This is a genomic window from Chitinophaga flava, from assembly GCF_003308995.1.
GTDB classification, from domain to species: Bacteria; Bacteroidota; Bacteroidia; order Chitinophagales; family Chitinophagaceae; genus Chitinophaga; species Chitinophaga flava.
The window spans coordinates 2,247,687-2,268,407 of record NZ_QFFJ01000001.1; the positions used below are offsets into that span (position 1 = coordinate 2,247,687).

Annotated in this window: 17 protein-coding genes; 2 read left to right on the forward strand and 15 right to left on the reverse strand. The window is 46.7% G+C overall.

Annotated features, from left to right (window positions below):
• Window positions 1-97: 97 nt before the first annotated feature.
• The 5 genes from DF182_RS08995 to DF182_RS09015 all read right to left on the reverse strand — a co-directional run bounded on the left by DF182_RS08995 (window position 98) and on the right by DF182_RS09015 (window position 6,119).
• Complete coding sequence (locus DF182_RS08995) at window positions 98-2,128, reverse strand: protein-disulfide reductase DsbD family protein (RefSeq protein ID WP_113615301.1); 2,031 nt, start codon at window positions 2,126-2,128, stop codon at window positions 98-100.
• A 107-nt stretch (window positions 2,129-2,235) separates the two neighbouring features.
• Window positions 2,236-2,691 carry a protein-disulfide reductase DsbD domain-containing protein gene (locus DF182_RS09000; RefSeq protein ID WP_113615302.1) on the reverse strand — a complete coding sequence of 152 codons (456 nt, stop codon included), beginning with the start codon at window positions 2,689-2,691 and terminating at the stop codon, window positions 2,236-2,238.
• Between the two features lie 32 nt (window positions 2,692-2,723).
• Entirely contained in the window at window positions 2,724-3,416 is a 693-nt protein-coding gene (purQ, locus tag DF182_RS09005; RefSeq protein WP_113615303.1) for a phosphoribosylformylglycinamidine synthase subunit PurQ, read from the reverse strand.
• A 189-nt stretch (window positions 3,417-3,605) separates the two neighbouring features.
• Complete coding sequence (locus tag DF182_RS09010; protein WP_113615304.1) at window positions 3,606-4,583, reverse strand: hypothetical protein; 978 nt, start codon at window positions 4,581-4,583, stop codon at window positions 3,606-3,608.
• Between the two features lie 15 nt (window positions 4,584-4,598).
• Complete coding sequence (locus tag DF182_RS09015) at window positions 4,599-6,119, reverse strand: hypothetical protein (RefSeq protein ID WP_113615305.1); 1,521 nt, start codon at window positions 6,117-6,119, stop codon at window positions 4,599-4,601.
• A 203-nt stretch (window positions 6,120-6,322) separates the two neighbouring features.
• Between DF182_RS09015 and DF182_RS09020 the strand changes: the two genes are divergently transcribed.
• On the forward strand, window positions 6,323-7,234 hold the full coding sequence (locus tag DF182_RS09020; RefSeq protein ID WP_113615306.1) for a TIGR01777 family oxidoreductase: 912 nt from the start codon (window positions 6,323-6,325) through the stop codon (window positions 7,232-7,234).
• Here the strand turns inward: DF182_RS09020 and DF182_RS09025 are convergent.
• From DF182_RS09025 to DF182_RS09055, 7 genes are all read right to left on the reverse strand, one after another.
• Window positions 7,223-8,464: an anthranilate synthase component I family protein gene (locus tag DF182_RS09025; RefSeq protein ID WP_113615307.1), complete on the reverse strand. Its 1,242-nt coding sequence runs from the start codon at window positions 8,462-8,464 to the stop codon at window positions 7,223-7,225. The genes DF182_RS09020 and DF182_RS09025 overlap by 12 nt on opposite strands.
• Window positions 8,465-8,536: 72 nt before the next feature.
• Window positions 8,537-8,992, reverse strand: coding sequence for a hypothetical protein (locus tag DF182_RS09030; protein ID WP_113615308.1), 456 nt, complete (start codon window positions 8,990-8,992; stop codon window positions 8,537-8,539).
• A gap of 94 nt (window positions 8,993-9,086) precedes the next feature.
• Window positions 9,087-10,358, reverse strand: a complete 1,272-nt coding sequence (locus tag DF182_RS09035; protein ID WP_113615309.1) for an adenylosuccinate synthase — start codon at window positions 10,356-10,358, stop codon at window positions 9,087-9,089.
• Window positions 10,359-10,596: 238 nt separating this feature from the next.
• A complete protein-coding gene (locus DF182_RS09040; RefSeq protein ID WP_113615310.1) occupies window positions 10,597-12,849 on the reverse strand; it encodes a RelA/SpoT family protein in 2,253 nt (750 codons plus the stop codon).
• A gap of 266 nt (window positions 12,850-13,115) precedes the next feature.
• On the reverse strand, window positions 13,116-13,892 hold the full coding sequence (locus DF182_RS09045; RefSeq protein WP_113615311.1) for a response regulator transcription factor: 777 nt from the start codon (window positions 13,890-13,892) through the stop codon (window positions 13,116-13,118).
• A 109-nt stretch (window positions 13,893-14,001) separates the two neighbouring features.
• A complete protein-coding gene (locus DF182_RS09050; protein WP_113615312.1) occupies window positions 14,002-15,438 on the reverse strand; it encodes an alpha-L-fucosidase in 1,437 nt (478 codons plus the stop codon).
• 3 nt (window positions 15,439-15,441) lie between these two features.
• The gene (locus tag DF182_RS09055) at window positions 15,442-18,036 is read right to left on the reverse strand and encodes a beta-mannosidase (protein WP_113615313.1); all 2,595 of its coding nucleotides are present in this window, start codon (window positions 18,034-18,036) and stop codon (window positions 15,442-15,444) included.
• A gap of 54 nt (window positions 18,037-18,090) precedes the next feature.
• On the opposite strand from DF182_RS09055, the gene DF182_RS32805 reads away from it, so the two are divergent.
• Window positions 18,091-18,261 (forward strand): DUF6728 family protein, encoded by a 171-nt coding sequence (locus DF182_RS32805; protein WP_317048413.1) that lies wholly within the window; start codon window positions 18,091-18,093, stop codon window positions 18,259-18,261.
• A 146-nt stretch (window positions 18,262-18,407) separates the two neighbouring features.
• Here DF182_RS32805 and lpxB read toward each other — a convergent pair whose 3' ends face one another.
• Genes lpxB through surE form a run of 3 tightly spaced genes read right to left on the reverse strand, consistent with a single transcriptional unit; the run spans window position 18,408 to window position 20,651 of the window.
• Entirely contained in the window at window positions 18,408-19,514 is a 1,107-nt protein-coding gene (gene lpxB, locus DF182_RS09060) for a lipid-A-disaccharide synthase (protein WP_113615314.1), read from the reverse strand.
• A gap of 18 nt (window positions 19,515-19,532) precedes the next feature.
• Complete coding sequence (locus DF182_RS09065) at window positions 19,533-19,835, reverse strand: hypothetical protein (protein ID WP_113615315.1); 303 nt, start codon at window positions 19,833-19,835, stop codon at window positions 19,533-19,535.
• A 39-nt stretch (window positions 19,836-19,874) separates the two neighbouring features.
• On the reverse strand, window positions 19,875-20,651 hold the full coding sequence (gene surE, locus DF182_RS09070; RefSeq protein ID WP_113615316.1) for a 5'/3'-nucleotidase SurE: 777 nt from the start codon (window positions 20,649-20,651) through the stop codon (window positions 19,875-19,877).
• Window positions 20,652-20,721: the final 70 nt, after the last annotated feature.

Below are 20,721 nucleotides of genomic sequence, written 5' to 3' on the forward strand. Positions count from 1 at the left end.
TCATTTGATTATTTTGATATTAAAAAAAGCGGAGATCAGCATAACACTGATCTCCGCTTTTTTTATATTTTAATGACCCAATGGTCAAATAGCCAAATTATTTCTGCCTTTGGGCGAATTCTGCTTTCGCACTTTCCAGGTACTGGATAAATGCGTCCGCATCTTCTTTCGGATCGTACCCATAACCCCTATTCACCAGCGCATTTCCCTGCAGGTCTACCGGAATATAGTAGGGCTGCGAATTGCGTTTGAAATGAGTGGCTTCCAGGTCCAGGTTTTTCTGGCCTACGTTTTTGATCTTGCTGCCGTCGAATTTGGAAACATACTGCTCTGCTTCAGGCAGGGATGTCTTTTCGTCGGTGTAGAGGGAAGCTACAATAAAATCATTGCGCAGGATCTTCATCACTTTCGGATTGGACAGCACGGATTTTTCGAACTTACGGCAGTTAACGCAGGTATGTCCGGTAAAGTCGAGCATCAGTGGTTTGTTGGCCGCTTTGGCTGCTGCCAGTGCTTCTTCGTAATCAAAGAATATGTTTTCCACACCCGGGATTTCAGAATGCAGTAGGCCAACCAGCTTTTTAGGCTTGATGGTATTGGCATTGCTGGTGTTTCCACCACCACCGCCGCCACTTTCCAGGGAGGCTTGTATATCTACCAGTGATTTGTTCAGGTTGAAGTCCTGCGATCCTTCATGTGGCAGGAATCCGCTGATACCTTTCAGTGGAGCGCCCCACATACCGGGAACCATATATATCACAAACGTAAAAGTGGCAATCGCAAAACAGAGGCGGGTTACAGAGAGGAAAGGCACGTCGCTATCGTGGCTGAATTTCAGTTTACCGATCAGGTAAAGAGTAAGCAGCGCGAAGATAGCGATCCACAGCGCCAGGAATATTTCTCTGTCCAGCAGGTTCCAGTGGTAGGCCATGTCTACGTTGGACAGGAACTTGAGTGCCAACGCCAGTTCTACGAAGCCGAGGGTTACTTTCACCGCGTTCAGCCAGCCGCCGGATTTACCGATCTTGTTCAGCAGGCTGGGGAACAGCGCAAACAGAGAGAACGGAATGGCCAGGGCCAGGGAGAAACCGAACATACCAACCAGCGGGCCGGTATTGCCACCTTTCGCTGCCAGTACCAGCAGGTTACCCAGAATAGGACCGGTGCAGGAGAAAGATACGATAGCCAGGGTAAGCGCCATAAAGAAGATGCCTGCCATGCTGCTCATTCCTGCCCTGGAGTCGGACACATTGGCCCAGGAGCTGGGCAGGGAGATCTCGAAAGCTCCCAGGAAAGAAAAGGCAAACAACAGGAAGATCACGAAGAAGATCATGTTGGCAATACCATTACTGGCGAGGGAGTTGAGCGCACTGGCACCGAATACTTTAGTGATTAGGAAGCCCAGTAAAGTATAAATAATGATGATAGACAGCGAGTAGGTGAACGCATTTTTGATGCCTTCAGCCCTTGTCTTACTGCGTTTGGTAAAGAAACTTACAGTGATGGGGATCATGGAGAACACGCAGGGCGTGATCAGCGCGATAAAACCACCACCAAAGCTGGCCAGGAATATCCACAGCAGGGATTTGTTGGAAGCATCATCTTCAGCCACACCATTGTCGGCTGCGGTACCTCCTGCAGCAGGCGCAGCAGTGGTATTGCCGGCAGCAGCTGGTGCTACCGCTACATCAAAAGCTGCTTCTTCCGGCAGGACTTCTTCTCCTTTCAGGACCATATAGTTGATATTGCCCTTGATTTTGCCGGAAGCGGGCATGCCTTTGATATCGGCTACCAGTTCCACTTCATTTTCAAAATATTTGATGTCCAGGTTGTCGAACAGCGGTTCTTTACGCTGCTGGAGCTTACCTTGTTCAGTAACAGTTCCCAGGGTGAGTTTGGCGGTACTGTCGGGCACAATTCGGGTGTTGGGATCGTCGTTGCCCATGGTGGTGGAAAACAACAGCCATCCTTTTTCTATCGTTGCCTTGGCATGGAGTACATATTCCTGGTCGTTTTTCTTCTCAGCGGAAAATTCCCATTTTACTGGCTTAGGGCTTTGTTCCTGCGCGTTTGCGCTGAAGGCAAACAAAGCAAAAACCGGTATCAGGAATGAAAGCAAATGCTTCATATAGTCAATAGGCTTTAAATAATATACAGGAGATTAAACGACAACGAGTTCCTTTTGGAGGAACTCGTTCATCGTATAAGACATATTTTCGGTTACCGTGTGCAAACTTATTTTCCTCCCACACTTACCGCAAATTCCACTTCTTTAGGAGGCAGACACTGATGGTCGTCACATACCATGAACTCTACAGAGCCTTTCACTTTAGTAGCTGCTTTACCTTTTACGGTTACTTTCTGAACGAAGTTCACGGTGTTTTCGTAGTATTTCAGTTCAGAATTGAAGTTTTTGTCGAAGGATTTGTGCAGTTTACCTACTTCAGTCACTTTACCGGTGGTAGCGGCCAGCGGGTTTTTAGTGAATTTGAAGGAGGTAGGCACAGGACCTTCTCCTGCTTCCTGAGCGTATAAATGCCAGCCGTTTTCAATGGTAGCTGTTGCATGCACCTCGTAGGTGGTGGCATTTACCTTTTTGGAGGTAAAGCTCCATTTAACCGGATTTTCGATCTGAGCGCTTGCCAGAATAGGCAGGGCGAACAAAGCCAGTGCTGTTAATAATTTTTTCATGCTTTTCTTTTTAATTGGTTGGTTGATTGATACTAATTATTATTGATCAGACTCTGGAAGATGAGCTGTCCGTCGAGATTACCGAGCCCCTGGCTGGTAGCTCTTTCCGGGTGAGGCATCATTCCAAATACGTTTCTTTCTTTATTACAGATGCCAGCGATATTACGGATGGCTCCGTTAGGGTTAGCGGTGTCAATAATATTGCCAAACTCGTCGCAGTAGCGGAAGAGGATCTGGTTGTTTTTTTCCAGTTCGTCCAGCGTAGCGTCATCTGCATAAAAACGGCCTTCACCATGTGCGATCGGAATCATCAGCGGTCTGCCGGTAACGTCTTTTGTAAGGGAGGCTGCATTGTTTTCGCTTTTCAGGAAAACGTTTTTGCATACAAACTGCTGGTTTTCATTTCTCAACAGTACACCTGGAAGCAATCCGGCTTCGCACAGTACCTGGAAACCATTACATACACCAATCACACGACCGCCTTTTTGGGCGAATTCAATCACACTCTGCATCATGGGACTGAACCTGGCGATGGCGCCGCAACGCAGGTAATCACCATAGGAAAAACCACCTGGTAATATAATACAATCTTCTGTGCTGAATGCGCTCAGGTCTTTATCCTTATGCCACAGCTCTATTACTTCCTGCCCCAGATCATTGCGCAGGGAATCAATCATATCATGATCACAGTTAGAACCCGGAAAGGTGACAACACCAAATTTCATCTGAAAATGTTTTGTGTTTATATGTAAATAATGCTTTATAAATTAGATTTCCCGTCTTTCACATGAATAAAATACCACATATCAAAGCTGCCAGGAAAAGACAAAATTACTTTTCCCTACGCAATTTTCCATTGCCGCTCATCCCGTTTTAACAAAATACTGAAGGTCAATTGGTTTTAAAAAGCGGTATTAGCTGAAATACTGCATCACGATCATATACGCCAGTACAATAAAATGGACAACATTGGCGAAAGTTTCATTGGAGATAGACCAGAATACATTACCAGCAAACATGGCCACCGGCAAAACCGCCAGCACCCAGTAAGCAGGAGAAAATTCCACGTTAAAGAAAGGGACCATCACCGCTACCAGCACATAAATGATCAGTACCGCCCAGATTTTACGTCCCTGTATCAGCATTTTCTTCAGCGGACGCTGCAGTAGCAGCCATCCCAGCACAAAAAACAGCAAACAGGCAATCATCGCTCCCCACACCTTATAATCAGTGATCATTGGCAGGGAGAGCCCTATATTAGGAATCTTGCGCAGCAGCGCCATCTGGTTTGTCAGAAACAGGTAAGTACCCATCAGATACAACGGACAGATAAGCCCCAAAATGGCAATAATCCATTCGGCCAGCCGGAAGGCACGCATGATCAGCATGCTGACCAGCAGCAACAAACAGAAAATAACAGCCGGGAAATAAAACAACCCGCAAACACCCAGGGCAAAACCAATATTAAACACCACATCCCTGGCAGAAGTACGTGTGTACAGCTCCGTTATACTCGAAAACACCCACAACATGATCACATTCACCAGCAGTGCCGGTGAAAAAGTATTCCAGCTCTGTAACAGTGATGTAAACAGCAGGAAACACATGGCAGGCAGATAAGTAGGCTTGGGGAAAAGCCGGTGGTGGTTGATGATTTTAGTCAGCAGCAGCGACTGCAGCAAAATCAGCAGGATGGCCAGCGATGTAAAAAAGAACGGGCTGTTGCCCATCAGTATATGCAGCCACTTTACGAGCAAATCATACAAAAGACCCTCTGAACCGTCTGCCATGTAGGCAGCAGGATGCAACAGATAGTAGAACTTAACCAGTAATGTGTAAATCAGCAACAGCAATACCGTAAGCGGATTGCCTGAACGGAAAAAACGTATCACAGTGCAAAGGTGTGATTAAAAGTCAATTTTAGCAAAGCAAATATAGTTCCTATATACACACGGAACCAACACCGTCCGGGCACTGATTTGTTTACCGTACCGGGGCATCCAGGTGAAACCCTTGTCCAGGTTGCGTAAAGTAGGCATACGCGTAACCTTTCCTCCGGGGGCCAGGCTTACATCTGTCAGCATATAATTACGCCTGTCAAGCTCATTGTACAGAAAACGCAGCTCACTGCCTATATTCACCATCAGGTAAGACAGATACAGATCGGCATTATCATCAAACTGGCTTTTACGGACAAAATTGTTCCACTGCAGATTGCCCTCCTCGTCGAAAGATAATACAGCCACGTTATCATAGTGATAACGCACTCCCTGGGAATTATTCCAGTACCAGGGGTTGTAATACATCGGAGAATACGGAGAGTAGTAATAAGGGGAATAGTACATACCGCCATAAGGGCTGCCGTACATATAGTTCCAGCGGTTCCAGGGCTGGTAGCGGGAAGAAGTATAAAAAGCTTCAGCCGTCAGCAGGAAACCGCCATTGGCGGTATTGATAATACGGCGTATGAAATAGTCGTTGAAAGCGCTGGAAGTACTGGATTCTCCACGTGCAGCCATTTTCAGGTCGTTGGAAAACACCACGGATTTTTCGTACAGGGGTTTGTTACCCTGATAATCGAACTTATACAGGTACATCCCTTCCACATTACCCCTTTTCTGTTTGTAATAGAAAGCGGTGACCAGTGCAGTATGTTTGTTGTTGTCCAGTTTCATTTTCACTTCATCGAGCAGCTGCCCTTTGAATCCCATGGCCGATACTTCGAAGCTGTCTACCAGTGCTCTCTTCATCACCATACTGCCACTCACCACGTAGTCGCGGTTGGAAGTACGTTCCAGTTTATTGAACACGAAATCGCCTTCGTTGGTAAGACTAAAGTTGCTAAGGAACTGTTTTCTGCCGGCCATCGGGAGAGAGAGGCGGCTGTTATTCACCAGTGCCATAGCGCTGTCGTACAGGAAGGTATAAAACACATTGTTGTCTTCCTTGTCCTGGTTGATCTTATACACCATGATCCGGCGTTTATCCTCAGATATCTCTACCGAATACACTTTATTTTCCTTGGAATACATGCCGATGCGGGTAGAATCGATCATGATGGGCGCATCATTGAATTTGGCATCCGGCGACATGGTGGCACAAAAGCTATATACCGCATCTTTACGCTGAAACTGATAGATCATCAGCACTCTGTCGGGGTAGGCCACAAAGTCCATGCTGATCACTTTCCTGGGGAGGAAGTCCAGTTTTACACGTTCTTTCAGCTGCATTTCACCATCATACACAGATACGGAAAAATCTCCCCGGTCGGTCTTATACACGAGTATATTACCACCCACTTTACCTATGATTTCAAACTCAGTGCTTTTGTAATCATCTTTTTCGGGCTCGGAATAGGAAATTTTCTGTGCTACTGCTGTCCCGCTGGCAAAAAGCAGCAACAGGAGGAGTTGGATCCGGTATAGCATGTGCATACTCTAATGAAATTTCAATAATGCTGATGATGAAAATGGTGGATAATGCGAACAAACGCATCATTTCCAAACTTACACTAAAAATCAGAAATTAATACGGCAAATTACGCGATGTAAGTCCTGACTTTACTTAAATACCAAAAGGCGGGATTTATTGTGTATTTTTAATAAAATATTTTTAAACGCAGATATACCTGATGGAGACCGTTATGATAACCGGTGGTACGGGACTGGTAGGAACGGCATTGACCCGTTTACTACTGGAACGTGGCTACAAAGTGATCATCCTCACCAGAAAACCGGAAAAGGGCCCCAATAAGGCAGTAAGTTACGCCAGTTGGGACGTGAACGCACAAACGCTGGACGTAGATGCCTTGCAACAGGCTGACTATATCGTACACCTGGCAGGCGCCAATGTAGGTGAAAAAAGGTGGACCGCTTCGCGGAAACAGGAGATAGCAGACAGCCGGACCCAAAGCAGTGAACTTATAGTCAAAGTCTTACAGACCCACCCCAACAAAGTAAAAAAAGTAATCAGTGCTTCAGCCACCGGTTATTACGGGGAATGGAAAGACCATCCATTTACAGAGACAGATCCGCCGGCTACCGACTTTCTGGGCAGTACCACACTGGCCTGGGAAAGAAGCATTGCGCCGGTTGAAGGGCTCGGCAAAAAGCTGGTCATCTTCCGTACCGGCATTGCATTGAGCCGGGAAGGTGGCGCATTGAAAGAGTTCTACAAACCGCTGAAGTTCGGCTTTGCCACCATCCTGGGTTCGGGCGACCAGTATATCAGCTGGATTCATATACAGGACCTGGTCAGGCTCTACTTCAATGCTATTGTAAACGACCAGCTGGAGGGCACTTATAATGCAGTAGCTCCCTACCCTGTTACACATAAAGAGCTGATACTCACGATGGCTCATGCAGCCAAGGGGCGCAGTTTTGTTACCAGTTATGTACCGGCCTTTGCCCTGAAGCTGGCATTGGGAGAAATGAGTATTGAAGTATTAAAAAGTGTGAACGTGTCTTCCCGCAAGATACAGGATACCGGTTTTCAGTTTTCCTATCCTACCGTAAAAGAAGCCATGGAACAGCTATTCAAGTAGTTTTACCATGGCTGCTGCTTTCAGCAGACATTCTTCCCACTCCAGTTGCGGATTGCTATAGAAAGTAATAGCCGAACCGGTCTGGAAGGAAAGGTAGCGGCGGGAGGCATTGTAGATCATGCTACGGATCACTACATTGAAGTCAAAATCTCCTTCCGGCGTAATATATCCTACCGCTCCGGAATACAGTCCCCGGCGGCTTTGCTCATATTCTTCAATCAGCTGCATCACCCTTATTTTTGGGGCACCTGTCATGGAGCCCATGGGGAAGGTGTGTTTCAGTATGGCTGTAAGTGGTGTGCCGGGAGCTATTTCGGCGGCCACGGTAGATATCATCTGATGTACCTGGGCAAATGAGTAGATGCCACAAAGTTCTTTCACGGTAACGCTGCCACGGACAGCGGTATGCGACAGATCGTTGCGTACCAGGTCTACCACCATGATGTTTTCTGCTCTCTCTTTGGGGTTGTTGCGTAGCGCATCCTGCAGCTGCTGATCGAGGACAGGGTCCGGATCTTTTCTGCTGGTGCCTTTGATAGGTTGTGAGATAACGGTGCTACCTGTTTTTTGCAGGTAACGTTCGGGGCTGGAGCTGATGAGATAACGGTCATTCAGGCGGTAATAAGCCGCAAAGGGAGCCGGAGAAAGTGCATTTAACTGCGTAAATAACGCAGGCGGATATACGCAGGCATCTTCCATAAAATTCTCCCGGCAGAAGTTCACCTCATAACAATCACCGCGCAGAATATGTGCCTGCAGTCCTTTCACCGCGTGGATATACTGTGTGTGGTCCAGCCTTGCCTGAAGGGGCGTTAGCCGGGGTGCTGCCGGTGCAACAACGTCAACGGGCATACGAAGACAGTCCTGGTATATGGCCAGGGCGTCTGCTGCGGAAAAATGAATCCCTCCGATATGAACCTGATTGTTTTGGAGCTGCATTACTACCCTTGGCTGAAAAAAGAACATATCCGGAAAGCCGGTGCCGTCGGGGTTATCAGACCGGAGTCCGGGTGCTGTTTCGTTTTTAAGGTCGTAGGCCAGGTGTCCGAAAAGCCAGTCCTGACAGGAGGCATAAAACTGTTCCAGTGCAGAGAAGGCGTTGCCGGCGTTTACCTCAAGGGATTGCAGGGCATCAGCTGCCAGTAAGGTTTCAAAACGATGATGAAGGTCGGGATAATTATTATTGTCCAATAAACAACAAATGTTGAACTGGTTTGCCCAATTCAACATTTGTTGTTTAAATATTTTCTGATCGTCGACCGGAAAAGTGTGAAAGATTCTGATAATAATCGCTTTTAATCCTTAAAAATCATCATCCTCATCATCAAAGCGATCATTGAACAGATCCATATCTTTGAAGTCGTCGTCCAGGCCCAGGTCATCATCGTCGTCCGCCTTTTTGCTACCAGCAGGACGGCCACGTTTACCTTTTGATTTAGGCATGTCAAACTCTTCGAAGTCCGGGTCATAATCCTCGTCTTCGCCTTTCTCCCAGGCATCAGCATCATCCGTATCATCATAATCGTCGTCATCATCATCTTCATCCTCATCGTCGTTTTTACGTTTGGATTTGGAAGCTGACTTATCTGATTTTTTTGAGGGCTTCTTAGATGTAGTTTCCTCATCCTCTCCGTCCTCATCATCATCATCGTCATCCACCTCTTTCTTAGGCTTTTCCGCAGCTTTGGGAGCGTCTTTTGCAGTCTTAGGAGAAGTAGTTTTTTTCGTCTCTTTCTCTTTATCAGATTTTGATTTCATAATAGGTTCGCTTAATTTCTTTGCCGTAAAGTTTTAACAGTTTTTTTGATTAGCCAAATTTTTTTTGCCGTTTTTTTTCCTTAATTTTTATGATTTAGCGCTCAAGAATCTGATCGCGTCCCGGCCCGTTGGAGACGTATTTCACGGGTACACCCAGATACTTGTCTACTGCTTCTACAAAAGCTTTCATTTCAACAGGTAACTCGTTGAATTGCTTGCATGTAGCAGTCTTATCACTCCATCCTTTGAAGGATTCCCATACTGGCTTAATGTCTAAACCATTGAGCTGGAAAGGCAGTTGTTTGGTTTGTTGGCCATCGATATCGTAAGCAGTGCAGGCGAGTACTTCATCAAATTCATCAAGTACATCACTTTTGGTCATTACCAGCTGGGTAACGCCACTCAGCATGCAGGTATAGTTCAGTGCAACCAGGTCAATCCAGCCGCAGCGGCGGGGACGGCCTGTTACGGCGCCAAACTCATGACCGGCTGTACGCAGTTTTTCACCGGTAGCATCATGCAGTTCTGTAGGGAATGGTCCACTACCTACACGGGTGCAGTAAGCTTTGGTAACACCAATTACTTCGCGGATCCATTTAGGGGCAATACCCAGGCCAGTACATACGCCGGCAGAGATCGTGTTGGAAGAAGTAACAAACGGATAAGTACCAAAATCAACATCGAGCATGCTTCCCTGTGCACCTTCAGCCAGCACTTTTTTACCGGCTTTCAGCTGCTCGTTCAGGAAATATTCACCACTGACAATATTCATTTTCTGCAGGAATGGTACGGCTTCGAAAAACTCTTTTTCCCATGCAGCAATATCTTCAGCCAGTCCTTCTACCTCGTACTGGGACAGCATCTGCAGGTGTTTCTGCTTCAGTTTTTCATACAGCGCCAGGAAATCAGGAGAGATTACATCACCCACACGCAGGCCGTTTCTGCCTGTTTTATCCATATATGCAGGACCGATACCTTTCAGGGTAGAACCGATCTTTTCGGAACCTTTGGATATCTCGGAAGCCTTATCCAGCGCACGGTGCGTAGGAACAATGATATGTGTTTTTTCCGCAATAAAAAGGTTTTTTGTCAGGTCAATGCCCAGCGCAGCGATATCTTCACTCTCTTTTTTGAAAGCGACAGGATCCAGCACCACACCGTTGCCAATGAGGTTGATGGTCTTATCATGGAACACACCGGAAGGGATAGTGCGTAAAACTACTTTCTGACCGTTTACATAGAGCGTATGACCAGCATTCGGTCCACCCTGAAAACGAGCGATTACGTCGTACTTGCCGGCAAAATAGTCCACAATTTTACCTTTGCCTTCGTCGCCCCATTGCAGGCCTAACAAAACGTCTACCATAATGATTTAATTAATTATCGGAGGTTGCTTTTAAAAGAAGTGGCAAAATTAAGCTGAAATACTACAAAATCAAACTTCAAATTTCCTGTAAAAGACACTAAGGGGGTTTCCGGCAAAGATATAAGCCGGCAAAGCACCTCAGCACATGACCAGTTACAGCGCAGCAAAACGCGCAAAAGTAAATCCTTTGCGCGCTTCACTGTCTTGCTATTTGCAAGCCCCCCTTTTACGGAAAACTTTATAATTGCGATTCTTCCAGTCGTTGTACAGATTGTATGCCATCCAGCTTTTTAAGCCGTTCTACCAACTCATCCAGCTCTTCCTTATCATGTACATATACTTTGATCAGCCCCTCAAAAAGCCCCTCTTTAGACTCAATACTGAGGGCAGAGATATTAATCTTCAGTTCACCGGAGATGATATTGGTGATTTTGTGGATAACACCCACATCATCCATTCCTATGATCCGTAAACCGGTCAGGAAGGAGATCTCTCTGTTTTTAACCCATTTGGTTTTTACCACCCTGTGGCCGTAGTTGGCCAGCAGCTGTGCAGCATTGGGGCAGTTGGTACGGTGAATTTTAAGGCCTTCACTGGCGGTGATAAAGCCGAACACGTCGTCACCAGGAATAGGACGGCAGCAGTTGGCCAGTTTGTAGGCTATCTTATCAGAACTTTCTCCGAAGATGATCAGCTCTGCATCTTTTTTGGAAGGGAGCTGCTGATGTTTGACATGCTCTTCCGGCTGGTGTTCCGGTTGTTTGGCCGGTTTGGGCTGTTCCAGCTTGTCGCCCAGGAGGGAAAACTGTTTCAGCTCTTTCAGGTCAATGTTCTTAACCGCGATCTGGTAGTAGAGGTCCAGTGGTGACGGTTGTTTATAGAACTGGACCAGCTCGTTAATATTGTGCTGACTGGCAGTGATTTTCATGTGGTCCAGCTTGCGTTCCAGCGCAGCTTTACCATCCATGGCCACTTTCCTTTTTTCTTCCTTCAGTGCGTCCTTGATTTTGGACTTGGCTTTGGCTGTCAGTACAAAGTTGAGCCAGTCTTCCGACGGCTTCTGTTTGTTGGAAGTAATGATTTCCACCTGGTCTCCACTGCGTAGCTTATGGCTGAGTGGTACCAGCTTGTAGTTGACTTTGGCGCCAATACACTTGTTACCTACAGCACTGTGGATGGCATAGGCAAAATCCAGCGCGGTGGAGTTGACCGGTAATATTTTCAGGTCGCCTTTTGGCGTGTATACATAGATCTCTTCAGTGAAGAGGTTGCTTTTAAAATCGGCCAGGAAGTCCAGTGTATTGGAATCCGGGTTGCTGAGGATTTCCCTGATCTGGGTAAACCACTGATCAAATTTAGACTCCTGTTGCGGGTTCTGGGCACCTTCCTTATAGCGCCAGTGAGCGGCCACACCTTTTTCGGCGTAGTCGTTCATACGTTTGGAGCGTATTTGTACTTCCACCCATTTACCGTTGGGGCCCATTACGGTCACGTGCAGGGCTTCGTAACCATTGGACTTGGGGTTACTGAGCCAGTCGCGGGTGCGTTCGGGGCTGGGGTGATAGAAGTCGGTGATGATGGAATATACCTTCCAGCAATCTGCCTTTTCCTTGTCCAGTGGTGAATCCAGGATAATACGGATGGCAAAGAGATCATATACTTCTTCAAAGGCTACGCCTTTTGTTTTGATCTTATTGTGGATGGAGTGGATCGATTTAGGGCGACCGTAGATTTCGAAAGTGAAGCCTTCCTCCTGTAATACCTCTTTGATGGGTTTGATAAACTCATTGATATAACGGGTACGCTCGCGTTTGGTCTCTTTAAGGCGTTTGGCGATTTCACGGTAGGTTTGTTGTTCCGTGTATTTCATGGCCAGGTCTTCCATCTCGGACTTGATATTGTAAAGTCCCAGGCGGTGGGCCAGTGGCGCGTAGATAAACACCGTTTCGGAGGCTATCTTCAGTTGTTTCTCCCGGCTCATGCTGTCGAGGGTACGCATATTATGCAGCCTGTCTGCCAGCTTGATGAGTATTACGCGGGGATCATCTGCCAGAGTGAGCAGTATTTTCTTGAAATTTTCGGCCTGTGCTGTGCTGGTATTGGAGTCGATGACCGTGGATATTTTGGTAAGACCGTCCACGATATGGGCTATTTCATTACCAAATTCGCGGGACACATCTTCCAGGGTCACTTCTGTATCTTCTACCGTATCGTGCAGCAAGGCACAGATAGCCGAGCGTACGCCCAGTCCTATTTCTTCCACACATATCTGTGCTACTGCCAACGGATGCAGGATATAAGGTTCGCCTGATTTCCGGCGCATTTCCTTATGTGCGTCCGCTGCCATTTCAAAAGCAGTACGTACCAGCTCCCTGTCGCCTTTTTTCAAACGGGGTTTCAACGCCCTTAATAAAGCGCGGTAATGCCGGACGATTTCTTTTTTCTCCTGCTCTTCGTCGAGATTATATTTTTGAACTGCCGCTGTTTCCATTGGGCATAAAGTTACGATTTAATATAATCTGAAAGAAACAGCGGCCGGGAAGGAAAAGCGAGCGCTGACAAAACTGCTTCCCCGCTACAGGGAAGGGCCAGTACACAAGGTTTTACAACGCAACAAAATAAGCACACAAAGGGGTAAAAAGTGGAAAAGACTTATCACTTACAGGAAAAAGTATATAAGCATATAAGTCAATATAACCTTTCACAACTTTGGTGCTTACGGGGTTTAAATCCCTTGCGTTCTTTTGCGTAACCGGGTTATTGGATAGCTGTATTGCTCAGTGGGATGGTAATTTTCTGTAGTATGAAATCTTTCGGGACATTGAGGCGCATGCCAACGTTAAAGATGGTTTCCAGGTTAAGTCTGGGTTCCAGCTTCATTTGTTTGCGGATTTTGCCGATAAAGACGTCCATACTGCGGCTGGAGGTGACATCGTCGCGTCCCCAGAGTTTCATCAGCAGTTCATCTTTTTTGATGATGATATTGGGGCGATTGAGGAAATATCGCAATAGCTTGGCCTCTGTGGGGGAGAAAGTAGCGACGTATGCTGTCTGATTGTCTTTGGGATATACTTTCATTTTGCGGTAGTTGAAGGTATGTTCACCTACCACGTGCCCGATGAGGAGTTCAGATTTGGGGGGGCGGGTCCATTTCAGGAATGCCTTGACCCTTCTTTGCAACTCCAGCAGGCTGAATGGTTTTACGATATACCCGTCTGCACCCAGCCGGAAGCCATCGAGCCGGTCGGCATCCATGGTTTTTTCGGCTGACAGGAAAAAGATGGGTACCAGCGTGTTTTTGCTGCGAACTTCCTTGGCCAGCTGAAAGCCGTTTTTTTTCGGCATTACGATATCCAGTAACAATAAATCGTAGCGTTTCTTTTGAAATTCTGCCCAGGCATCTTCACCGTCCACACAATGCTCAACCTGGTAACCGATACTTTCCAGGTTTCTTTTGACGATTTCACCGAGTGCCTTATCATCTTCCGCAAGCAGAATACGGGGGTTCTTATTCACTTGGGTTTGCATGTTCATAGTCAAGCTTTTTGGACATTCTATCTATAAAACAAAAAACAGGCTGCCGCGGGTTAGCAACAGCCTGTTTTTCTTATTTACGCGAACGAATACTGTATTCACATCATATTCACATCTTTTCCACAGCTTCGATACGGATTGCTACCGCGTAATTCCAGGCCTGCTGACGCAGCTTTTCAGGTATACTTACGGTAACAGTATCCCCTACGGATTTCCATCCCAGTTTACCGGATGCACCCAGCAACTGCATAGCCGCACCCCTGGCCGGTTTAAGACCCTTAAATGTAATCGTGGCCGGAAGCTTTTCCTGGTTGTCCAGCAGGTATATCGCATATACGCTGCCATCTTTTTTCCGGGTAAAACATACCTTTCCATCTTTATAAGGCGCTACCGCCCGGGTACCATAAATCGCAGCACCATTCACTTTTATCCACTCTCCGATACCTTTCATGGTGGTATAGGCAGCTTCATGCAGTTCTCCATCGGGGCCGGGACCAACGTTCAGCAGGTAGTTACCCCCTTTGGCCACGATATCCACCAGATTGTGAATAAGTGTACCTACCGGCTTGTATTTGTCATCCGGCACATAGGACCAGGAACCGCCCATCGTCATGCAGGTCTCCCAGGGATAAGACAACGGCTTATCAGGGATCTGCTGCTCAGGGGTACGGTAGTTTTCATATGGCCCGTGTACACTGCGATCTACCACAATCAGGCCTGGCTGGTGGCTCCGGGCCATTTTGGCAATTTTGCCCATATCGATATCCTGATCCTGTGGTGGTGTTTTGCTCCAGGAAAGGGATTCTTTGGTCTGCTGACGCAAAGGTCTTACCCAGCCGCCATCCAGCCAGAGGATCTCCAGTTTACCGTAACCAGTCATCAGCTCTTCGATCTGATTGTAGGTATACTGCTTGAACTGATTCCATCTTTCAGGATATTTTTTTACATCATAGTTCACATTACGGTCGCGGGGCGGGAAATAGTTCCACCAGTAGGCATCGGAATGCCAGTCAGGCTTGGAAAAATAGGCACCTGCATGAATACCTTCCTTACGGAAAGCTTCAAACACTTCTTTGGCAATATTGGCCCGTGGATTTTTGCTAAAAGCCACGTCAGGAGCGGTCACGCGGTAATCTGTCTGTCTGGTATCAAACATACAGTAACCATCATGGTGCTTGGTGGTAAACACCAGGTATTTCATACCTGCTTCCCTGGCTGCTTTCGCCCACTTTTCAGGAGCAAACCGTGTAGGATTGAACGTTTTACCCAGCGCCTCATACTTTTGCAGATATTCAAAATAAGACATCTTAGGGTTATGGGCGGTCCACCCTTCATCTTCCGGGCAGATACTCCATGACTCCACCACACCCCACTGGGAATATGGCCCCCAATGAATGATCATACCAAATTTCCAGTCCTGCCACTCATCCAGTTTCTGCACTACAGCCGGATCTGTTTCCGGCACATAAGGCAATTCTTCTGTTTGCGCACTGGCCGCATTTATTGTCAGCCATGCACAACCCAATGCCATCCATAATTTTCTCATAAATCAGTTTTTATAAGTATCTACCAAAGAGGTCACCTTCAGTGCAGCCCTGATGGCTACCGGATTACGTTTTGTATATATCCTGATAGTTTTGTTTTCGCCAGGCAGCAGATCAAAATAATTCTCTTCAAACCTTTCTTCCGGCGTAGCATCGTCCAGCTGTAAATAAACATTTCTCGCCAGTTTCTCCGCTTTAACAGTCATATACACCACGTTATCCTGCGCCGGTTGCTTCCCGAATGTTACCGCAACAGACGGCTCTTCCAGGGCCATCTCCTTCGCAGGCACAAAATAAAAGATATTCCTCTTGATAATCTTATTGTCAATTCGCAGTTGTGCATAGCATATTACCTCAGCAGGATTCCTTCCCTTCAGAATGGCAGCCGTGTCCACAGCAATCACTTTATTGCTGGTATTGGCTTTTATGGTGATATTCTTTAACGTTTGCTGCCACAACGGATGACCGGAAAGGTTGGTGGCTATCAGCTCCAGATCTCCCTTTTGGTCTTTGTTTTCGTCAGATACCAGCCATATACCCAGCTGTTTGTTTTCTACCAGACCAGATACCAGCAATGGCGTGAAAGCATCTTTCACGTAATACTGCAAGGCTTTCCAGCGGCCGTAATAATCCCGGCCAGACCAGGAAGGTCCGGGCCAGCAGTCATTCAACTGCCAGTATAAAGTACCCATGCAATAAGGCATCGCCCTGCGATGTGCCTCTATCGCCACTTTCATGCCTTCAGCCTGCAGCACCTGACTCAGGTATACAAAAGAAGGGAAGTCTTTGGGTGCGTGGTAATAATGCAGCATATAGGTTTTAATGGCAGTATTACCTTTCGCCGGACTTTTCTGATGCGCCTGCATCACATTGGAAAAAATATCGTAATCGGCTTTGGTCGCGAAACTGTCGATGGTGGCCATTTCGGGGAATGACTGAAAACCATACTCACTCATAAACCGCGGTATATGTGTGTTAAATGCTTCAAACCATTCCATACCATGCCATACGCCCCAGTAGTGGTTGTCGCCTTTGGTAAAATCTTCTTTTTTGCCCCAGTTGCTGATAGGAGAAGAATGAAAATAAAACCGGCCCGGATCATTTTCCTTCACCACAGTGGGTAACAGCTCTTTAAACAACTGATCGTAGCCTTGTTGCAAGCTCGCCCATTGTGCGTCCGTATAGGCATAACCGCTCTGCCAGCCCCAGTTCTTAATCGCCACGGCCACTTCATTATTGCCACACCACAACGCCAGCGAAGGATGGTTACGCAAACGTTTTATCGTATATGCAGCTTCCTGCCTTACATTGGCCAGAAACGCCGTATCAGACGGATACAGCGTGCAGGCAAACATAAAGTCCTGCCATACTAAAATCCCGCTGGCATCTGCCAGTGCATAAAACTGGTCATCTTCATAAACACCACCTCCCCAAACACGCACCATGTTAAAATGGCTGGACTGCATATCTTCAAACAGCTGCCGGTACTTCTTTTCAGAAACCCTTGGCAGAAAATTATCCTGCGGAATATAATTGGCTCCTTTCATAAAAACCGCGCGGCCATTGACTTTCACGTAAAAGCTTTCGCCCAGGCTATCTGGTTTATTCACCACTTCAATTGTACGGAGTCCTATCAACTGTTGATCTGTGGCCAACACTGTGTTTTTATCCACCAGTTGAGCAGACATGGTGTAACGGGTAGGATCGCCCAAACCTGCCGGCCACCATAGTTTCGGCTGTTTGATTTGTACCGGTACCTGAATGGTATTAGTGCCTTTTTGCAGCGTTACTACTTTGGTGATGGTTTGCTGTCCGGCTCCCGGCAGGGCAGCGGAAAGCTTCAGGCTGTAAGTGCCTGCTGTTACCGTTTCCAGCGTAAGCACTGCATTTATAGCAGCTTTAGCGGCGTCCAGCTGCTGCTGTTGCCACCATATATCCCGAATGATCGCTTTATTCCATTTTTTCAGGTATACGGGTTTCCATATGCCGGCAGTCACCAGACGGGGGCCCCAGTCCCAACCATAATGATACGGCGCTTTGCGGGCGTATACACTGAGCGGAATATCACTGGCATCATTACCAGCCGGATAGATCACCTGATCTTTCAGAAACTGTGGCATATCATGTTTGATAGGGCTTTCGAACAGCACCCTCAATTCGTTTTCGCCTTCATGCAGCCACTGTTTTACATTCACCACCTGTTCTACAAACATGTTGGCAGATTGTAATACCAGGTGCCCATTCACGTATACAGACGCATAGGTGTCCAGTCCTTTGAAATCCAGTTCCAGTACATCATACTGCAGATCACTGGCAGTCAGCTTCCATCTTTTGCGATATTGCCAGTCTTTTTTATCGACCCACTGCACCGCTTTTTCATTGGTGCCTACAAAAGGATCGGGTATCAGTTGCAATGCCAGCAGGTCAGTATGTACCGTGCCGGGAACAGTCGCCGGTCGCCATATGCCTTCGTCCACACGAGAGAATTCCCATCCTGAAACCAGTGTATCAGCAACGATCTCCGCTGCATAAATCGATTTAGTAAAACAGGTTAAAAAAAAGATCGATATCAGCCATCGACCCCATCTATTGTATTTCATAACTTGATTTTTCTACCAGTTCCAAAAATAACATTGATTTACGATCTTTGGTACATGAAAAGCTTGTGGCGACAAATATTAAGATACTTCTATATTGGTAAAGGTGACCCCAATGCGCCCAAAACGCGTTATGTGGCTATGATGCATGGCATGAACCGCATCTCCATTATTCTTTTCGTCATCGCCTTGATTGTGATGATTATAAGATTAATGAGAAGGCATTAACCGGAACTGTGATGTATGTGATGATAGTGATGTGTATGATGATAGCCCGCGGAGATTATAGACTTTTGATATTCTGATTTTTGATAAAAAGGGAGCAGCCATTGACCTGGTGTCAATGGCTGCTCCCTTTTATAAATCTCTTTAAATTATTTTCCTTTTGCGTAATTCACGATTACTTCAGCTGCCCTGCCGCTGGCATCTTTTTCACCGAGTTTATGCCATAACTCGGCATAATCGGCCTGGATACGCTGGCGGGCACCATCGTTTTTAAGAAGACTGGTGAGTTCTGTCAGCAGGTTTTCTTCAGTGAGATCGTGCTGGATCAGCTCTTTCACTACTGGTCTGTCCATGATGAGGTTAACCAGAGAGATATATTTTACCTTGATCAGCTTTTTAGCAAAAAAATAAGAGATAGGATTGCCTTTGTAACATACTACCTCCGGCACGCCAAACAAGGCTGTTTCCAGGGTGGCGGTACCCGATGTTACCAGGGCTGCCTTTGCCTGGCGCAGTAATCTGTAGGTTTTGCCTTTCACCATCGATACGTTGGGATGCTGACCGGTGAGACCTTCCAGGAAATGGTCGTCGAGGCTGGGGGCCTGTGCCACCACAAACTGGTAATCCGGGAAATGTTTGGCCATCGTGAGCATAATCGGCAGCTTTACGCTTACTTCCTGCTTACGGCTACCCGGCAATACGGCTATCACCGGCTTGCTGGACAGCGGCGCATCTGCAGGCGCTTCTTTGGCGTTTTTGATCACTTCCACCAGCGGATGCCCTACATACTCCGTTTCAAAATTCCATTTGCGATAGAATTCCTGTTCAAACGGCAGGATACACAGCATTTTGTCCACATCCCGCTTAATCTTCTTCACCCTGCTTTCTTTCCAGGCCCATACCTGGGGAGAGATGTAGTAAACTGTTTTAATACCCAGCTGTTTGGCCCATTCCGCGATGCGCATGTTAAAGCCGGGATAGTCTACCAGCACCAGTACATCGGGTTTAAAGGCAGCAATATCTTTTTTGCACAGCTCCATATTACGCAGGATCGTCCGCAGATTCATCACTACCTCCACAAAACCCATAAAGGCCAGTTCCTTGTAGTGCTTCACCACGTTTACCCCGGCAGCTTCCATCAGATCACCGCCCCATCCCCGTATATCTGCTGCAGTATCCAGCTGCTTCATCCGCCTGACCAGGTTGCTGCCATGCAGATCTCCTGACGCCTCTCCTGCTATAATGTAATATTTCAATCTGGTGTTTATTAAAAATTATCTGATCAGTTTCAGTAACAGCATGCCTATTGCATACAGCATCGTTACCAGGAAAATACCTTTTGCTGTAATGTCTTTCCTGGTCCTGGTATACAGAAAAAAGACCAACCCGTTGAGCAACACACAAACACTCATGATTTTGGGAATCATTTGCCTGTTGTCTTTCAGGATGTTTAAAAACTGTCCCAGCCCCATATTGTTATGAGGTCTGATGAGGAAAAAATAATACAGGAAAAATGCTACCAGCGGGGTTATCAACCCCAGAACAATTCCTAAGGAAAGGTTGTCTTTTTTCAACATACTGTTATTATAATGGCGATATTAAGGTTGCCGTAAGTTTTACAGATCTTTCCAGTCTGCTTCCAGCTGCTGTTTCAGCCTGTAGTTGGTCAGGTCAAACTGTACCGGCACCATGGATGCATAGTTGTTTTCCAGGGCCCACACATCCGTATCTTCTCCTGTATCCCTGTTTTTAAACTGTCCGGTAAGCCAGTAATATTTTTTACCGTGAGGGTCGCGACGTTCATCAAACTCTTCTACCCATTTGGCGTCTGCCTGCCGGCAGAGACGCAGGCCTCTGAAATCCTTTTCCTCCACAACCGGGATGTTCACATTGAACAATGTACCAGCCGGCAGATCGGAACGTAGCATACGTTCTGTTACTTCCCTGGCTACTTTGGCAGGTAGTGAAAAGTCTGCATCGTAGCTGTATTCCAGGAAAGAAAAACCTACGGAAGGAATACCTTCTATGGCAGCTTCCATGGCCGCAGACATGGTCCCTGAATAAATTACGTTGATAGAATGATTCGCACCATGGTTGATACCGCTTACACAAATATCCGGCTTGCGGTGCAGGATCTTATCCCTGGCCAGCTTTACGCAGTCTACCGGCGTTCCGGAACACTGCCAGGCTTCTATATCTTCAAAAATATCTACCTGATTCAAACGCAAAGGTACCCCGATGGTAATAGCGTGTCCCTTGCCGGACTGCGGGCTGTCTGGTGCTACCACTACCACTTTACCCAGCGGACGTACCGCTTCTATCAACGCACGTATACCCGGTGCCGTTATACCATCATCATTTGTTACTAATATAATCCGCTCCTGTTTTTCCATATTTCACATTTTTAACTTTGCTCAACAAATTTAAGCTCTCTCACAAACATTTCGCTTTAAAAGAATGTGA

Excerpts from the sequence above, each read along its gene's own strand:
- DF182_RS08995 (WP_113615301.1), bottom strand. The coding sequence starts at position 2,128 with ATGAAGCATTTGCTTTCATTCCTGATACCGGTTTTTGCTTTGTTTGCC.
- DF182_RS09000 (WP_113615302.1), bottom strand. The coding sequence starts at position 2,691 with ATGAAAAAATTATTAACAGCACTGGCTTTGTTCGCCCTGCCTATTCTG.
- purQ (WP_113615303.1), bottom strand. The coding sequence starts at position 3,416 with ATGAAATTTGGTGTTGTCACCTTTCCGGGTTCTAACTGTGATCATGAT.
- DF182_RS09015 (WP_113615305.1), bottom strand. The coding sequence starts at position 6,119 with ATGCTATACCGGATCCAACTCCTCCTGTTGCTGCTTTTTGCCAGCGGG.
- DF182_RS09020 (WP_113615306.1), top strand. The coding sequence starts at position 6,323 with ATGGAGACCGTTATGATAACCGGTGGTACGGGACTGGTAGGAACGGCA.
- DF182_RS09025 (WP_113615307.1), bottom strand. The coding sequence starts at position 8,464 with ATGTTGAATTGGGCAAACCAGTTCAACATTTGTTGTTTATTGGACAAT.
- DF182_RS09030 (WP_113615308.1), bottom strand. The coding sequence starts at position 8,992 with ATGAAATCAAAATCTGATAAAGAGAAAGAGACGAAAAAAACTACTTCT.
- DF182_RS09035 (WP_113615309.1), bottom strand. The coding sequence starts at position 10,358 with ATGGTAGACGTTTTGTTAGGCCTGCAATGGGGCGACGAAGGCAAAGGT.
- DF182_RS09040 (WP_113615310.1), bottom strand. The coding sequence starts at position 12,849 with ATGGAAACAGCGGCAGTTCAAAAATATAATCTCGACGAAGAGCAGGAG.
- DF182_RS09045 (WP_113615311.1), bottom strand. The coding sequence starts at position 13,892 with ATGAACATGCAAACCCAAGTGAATAAGAACCCCCGTATTCTGCTTGCG.
- DF182_RS09050 (WP_113615312.1), bottom strand. The coding sequence starts at position 15,438 with ATGAGAAAATTATGGATGGCATTGGGTTGTGCATGGCTGACAATAAAT.
- DF182_RS09055 (WP_113615313.1), bottom strand. The coding sequence starts at position 18,036 with ATGAAATACAATAGATGGGGTCGATGGCTGATATCGATCTTTTTTTTA.
- DF182_RS32805 (WP_317048413.1), top strand. The coding sequence starts at position 18,091 with ATGAAAAGCTTGTGGCGACAAATATTAAGATACTTCTATATTGGTAAA.
- DF182_RS09065 (WP_113615315.1), bottom strand. The coding sequence starts at position 19,835 with ATGTTGAAAAAAGACAACCTTTCCTTAGGAATTGTTCTGGGGTTGATA.
- surE (WP_113615316.1), bottom strand. The coding sequence starts at position 20,651 with ATGGAAAAACAGGAGCGGATTATATTAGTAACAAATGATGATGGTATA.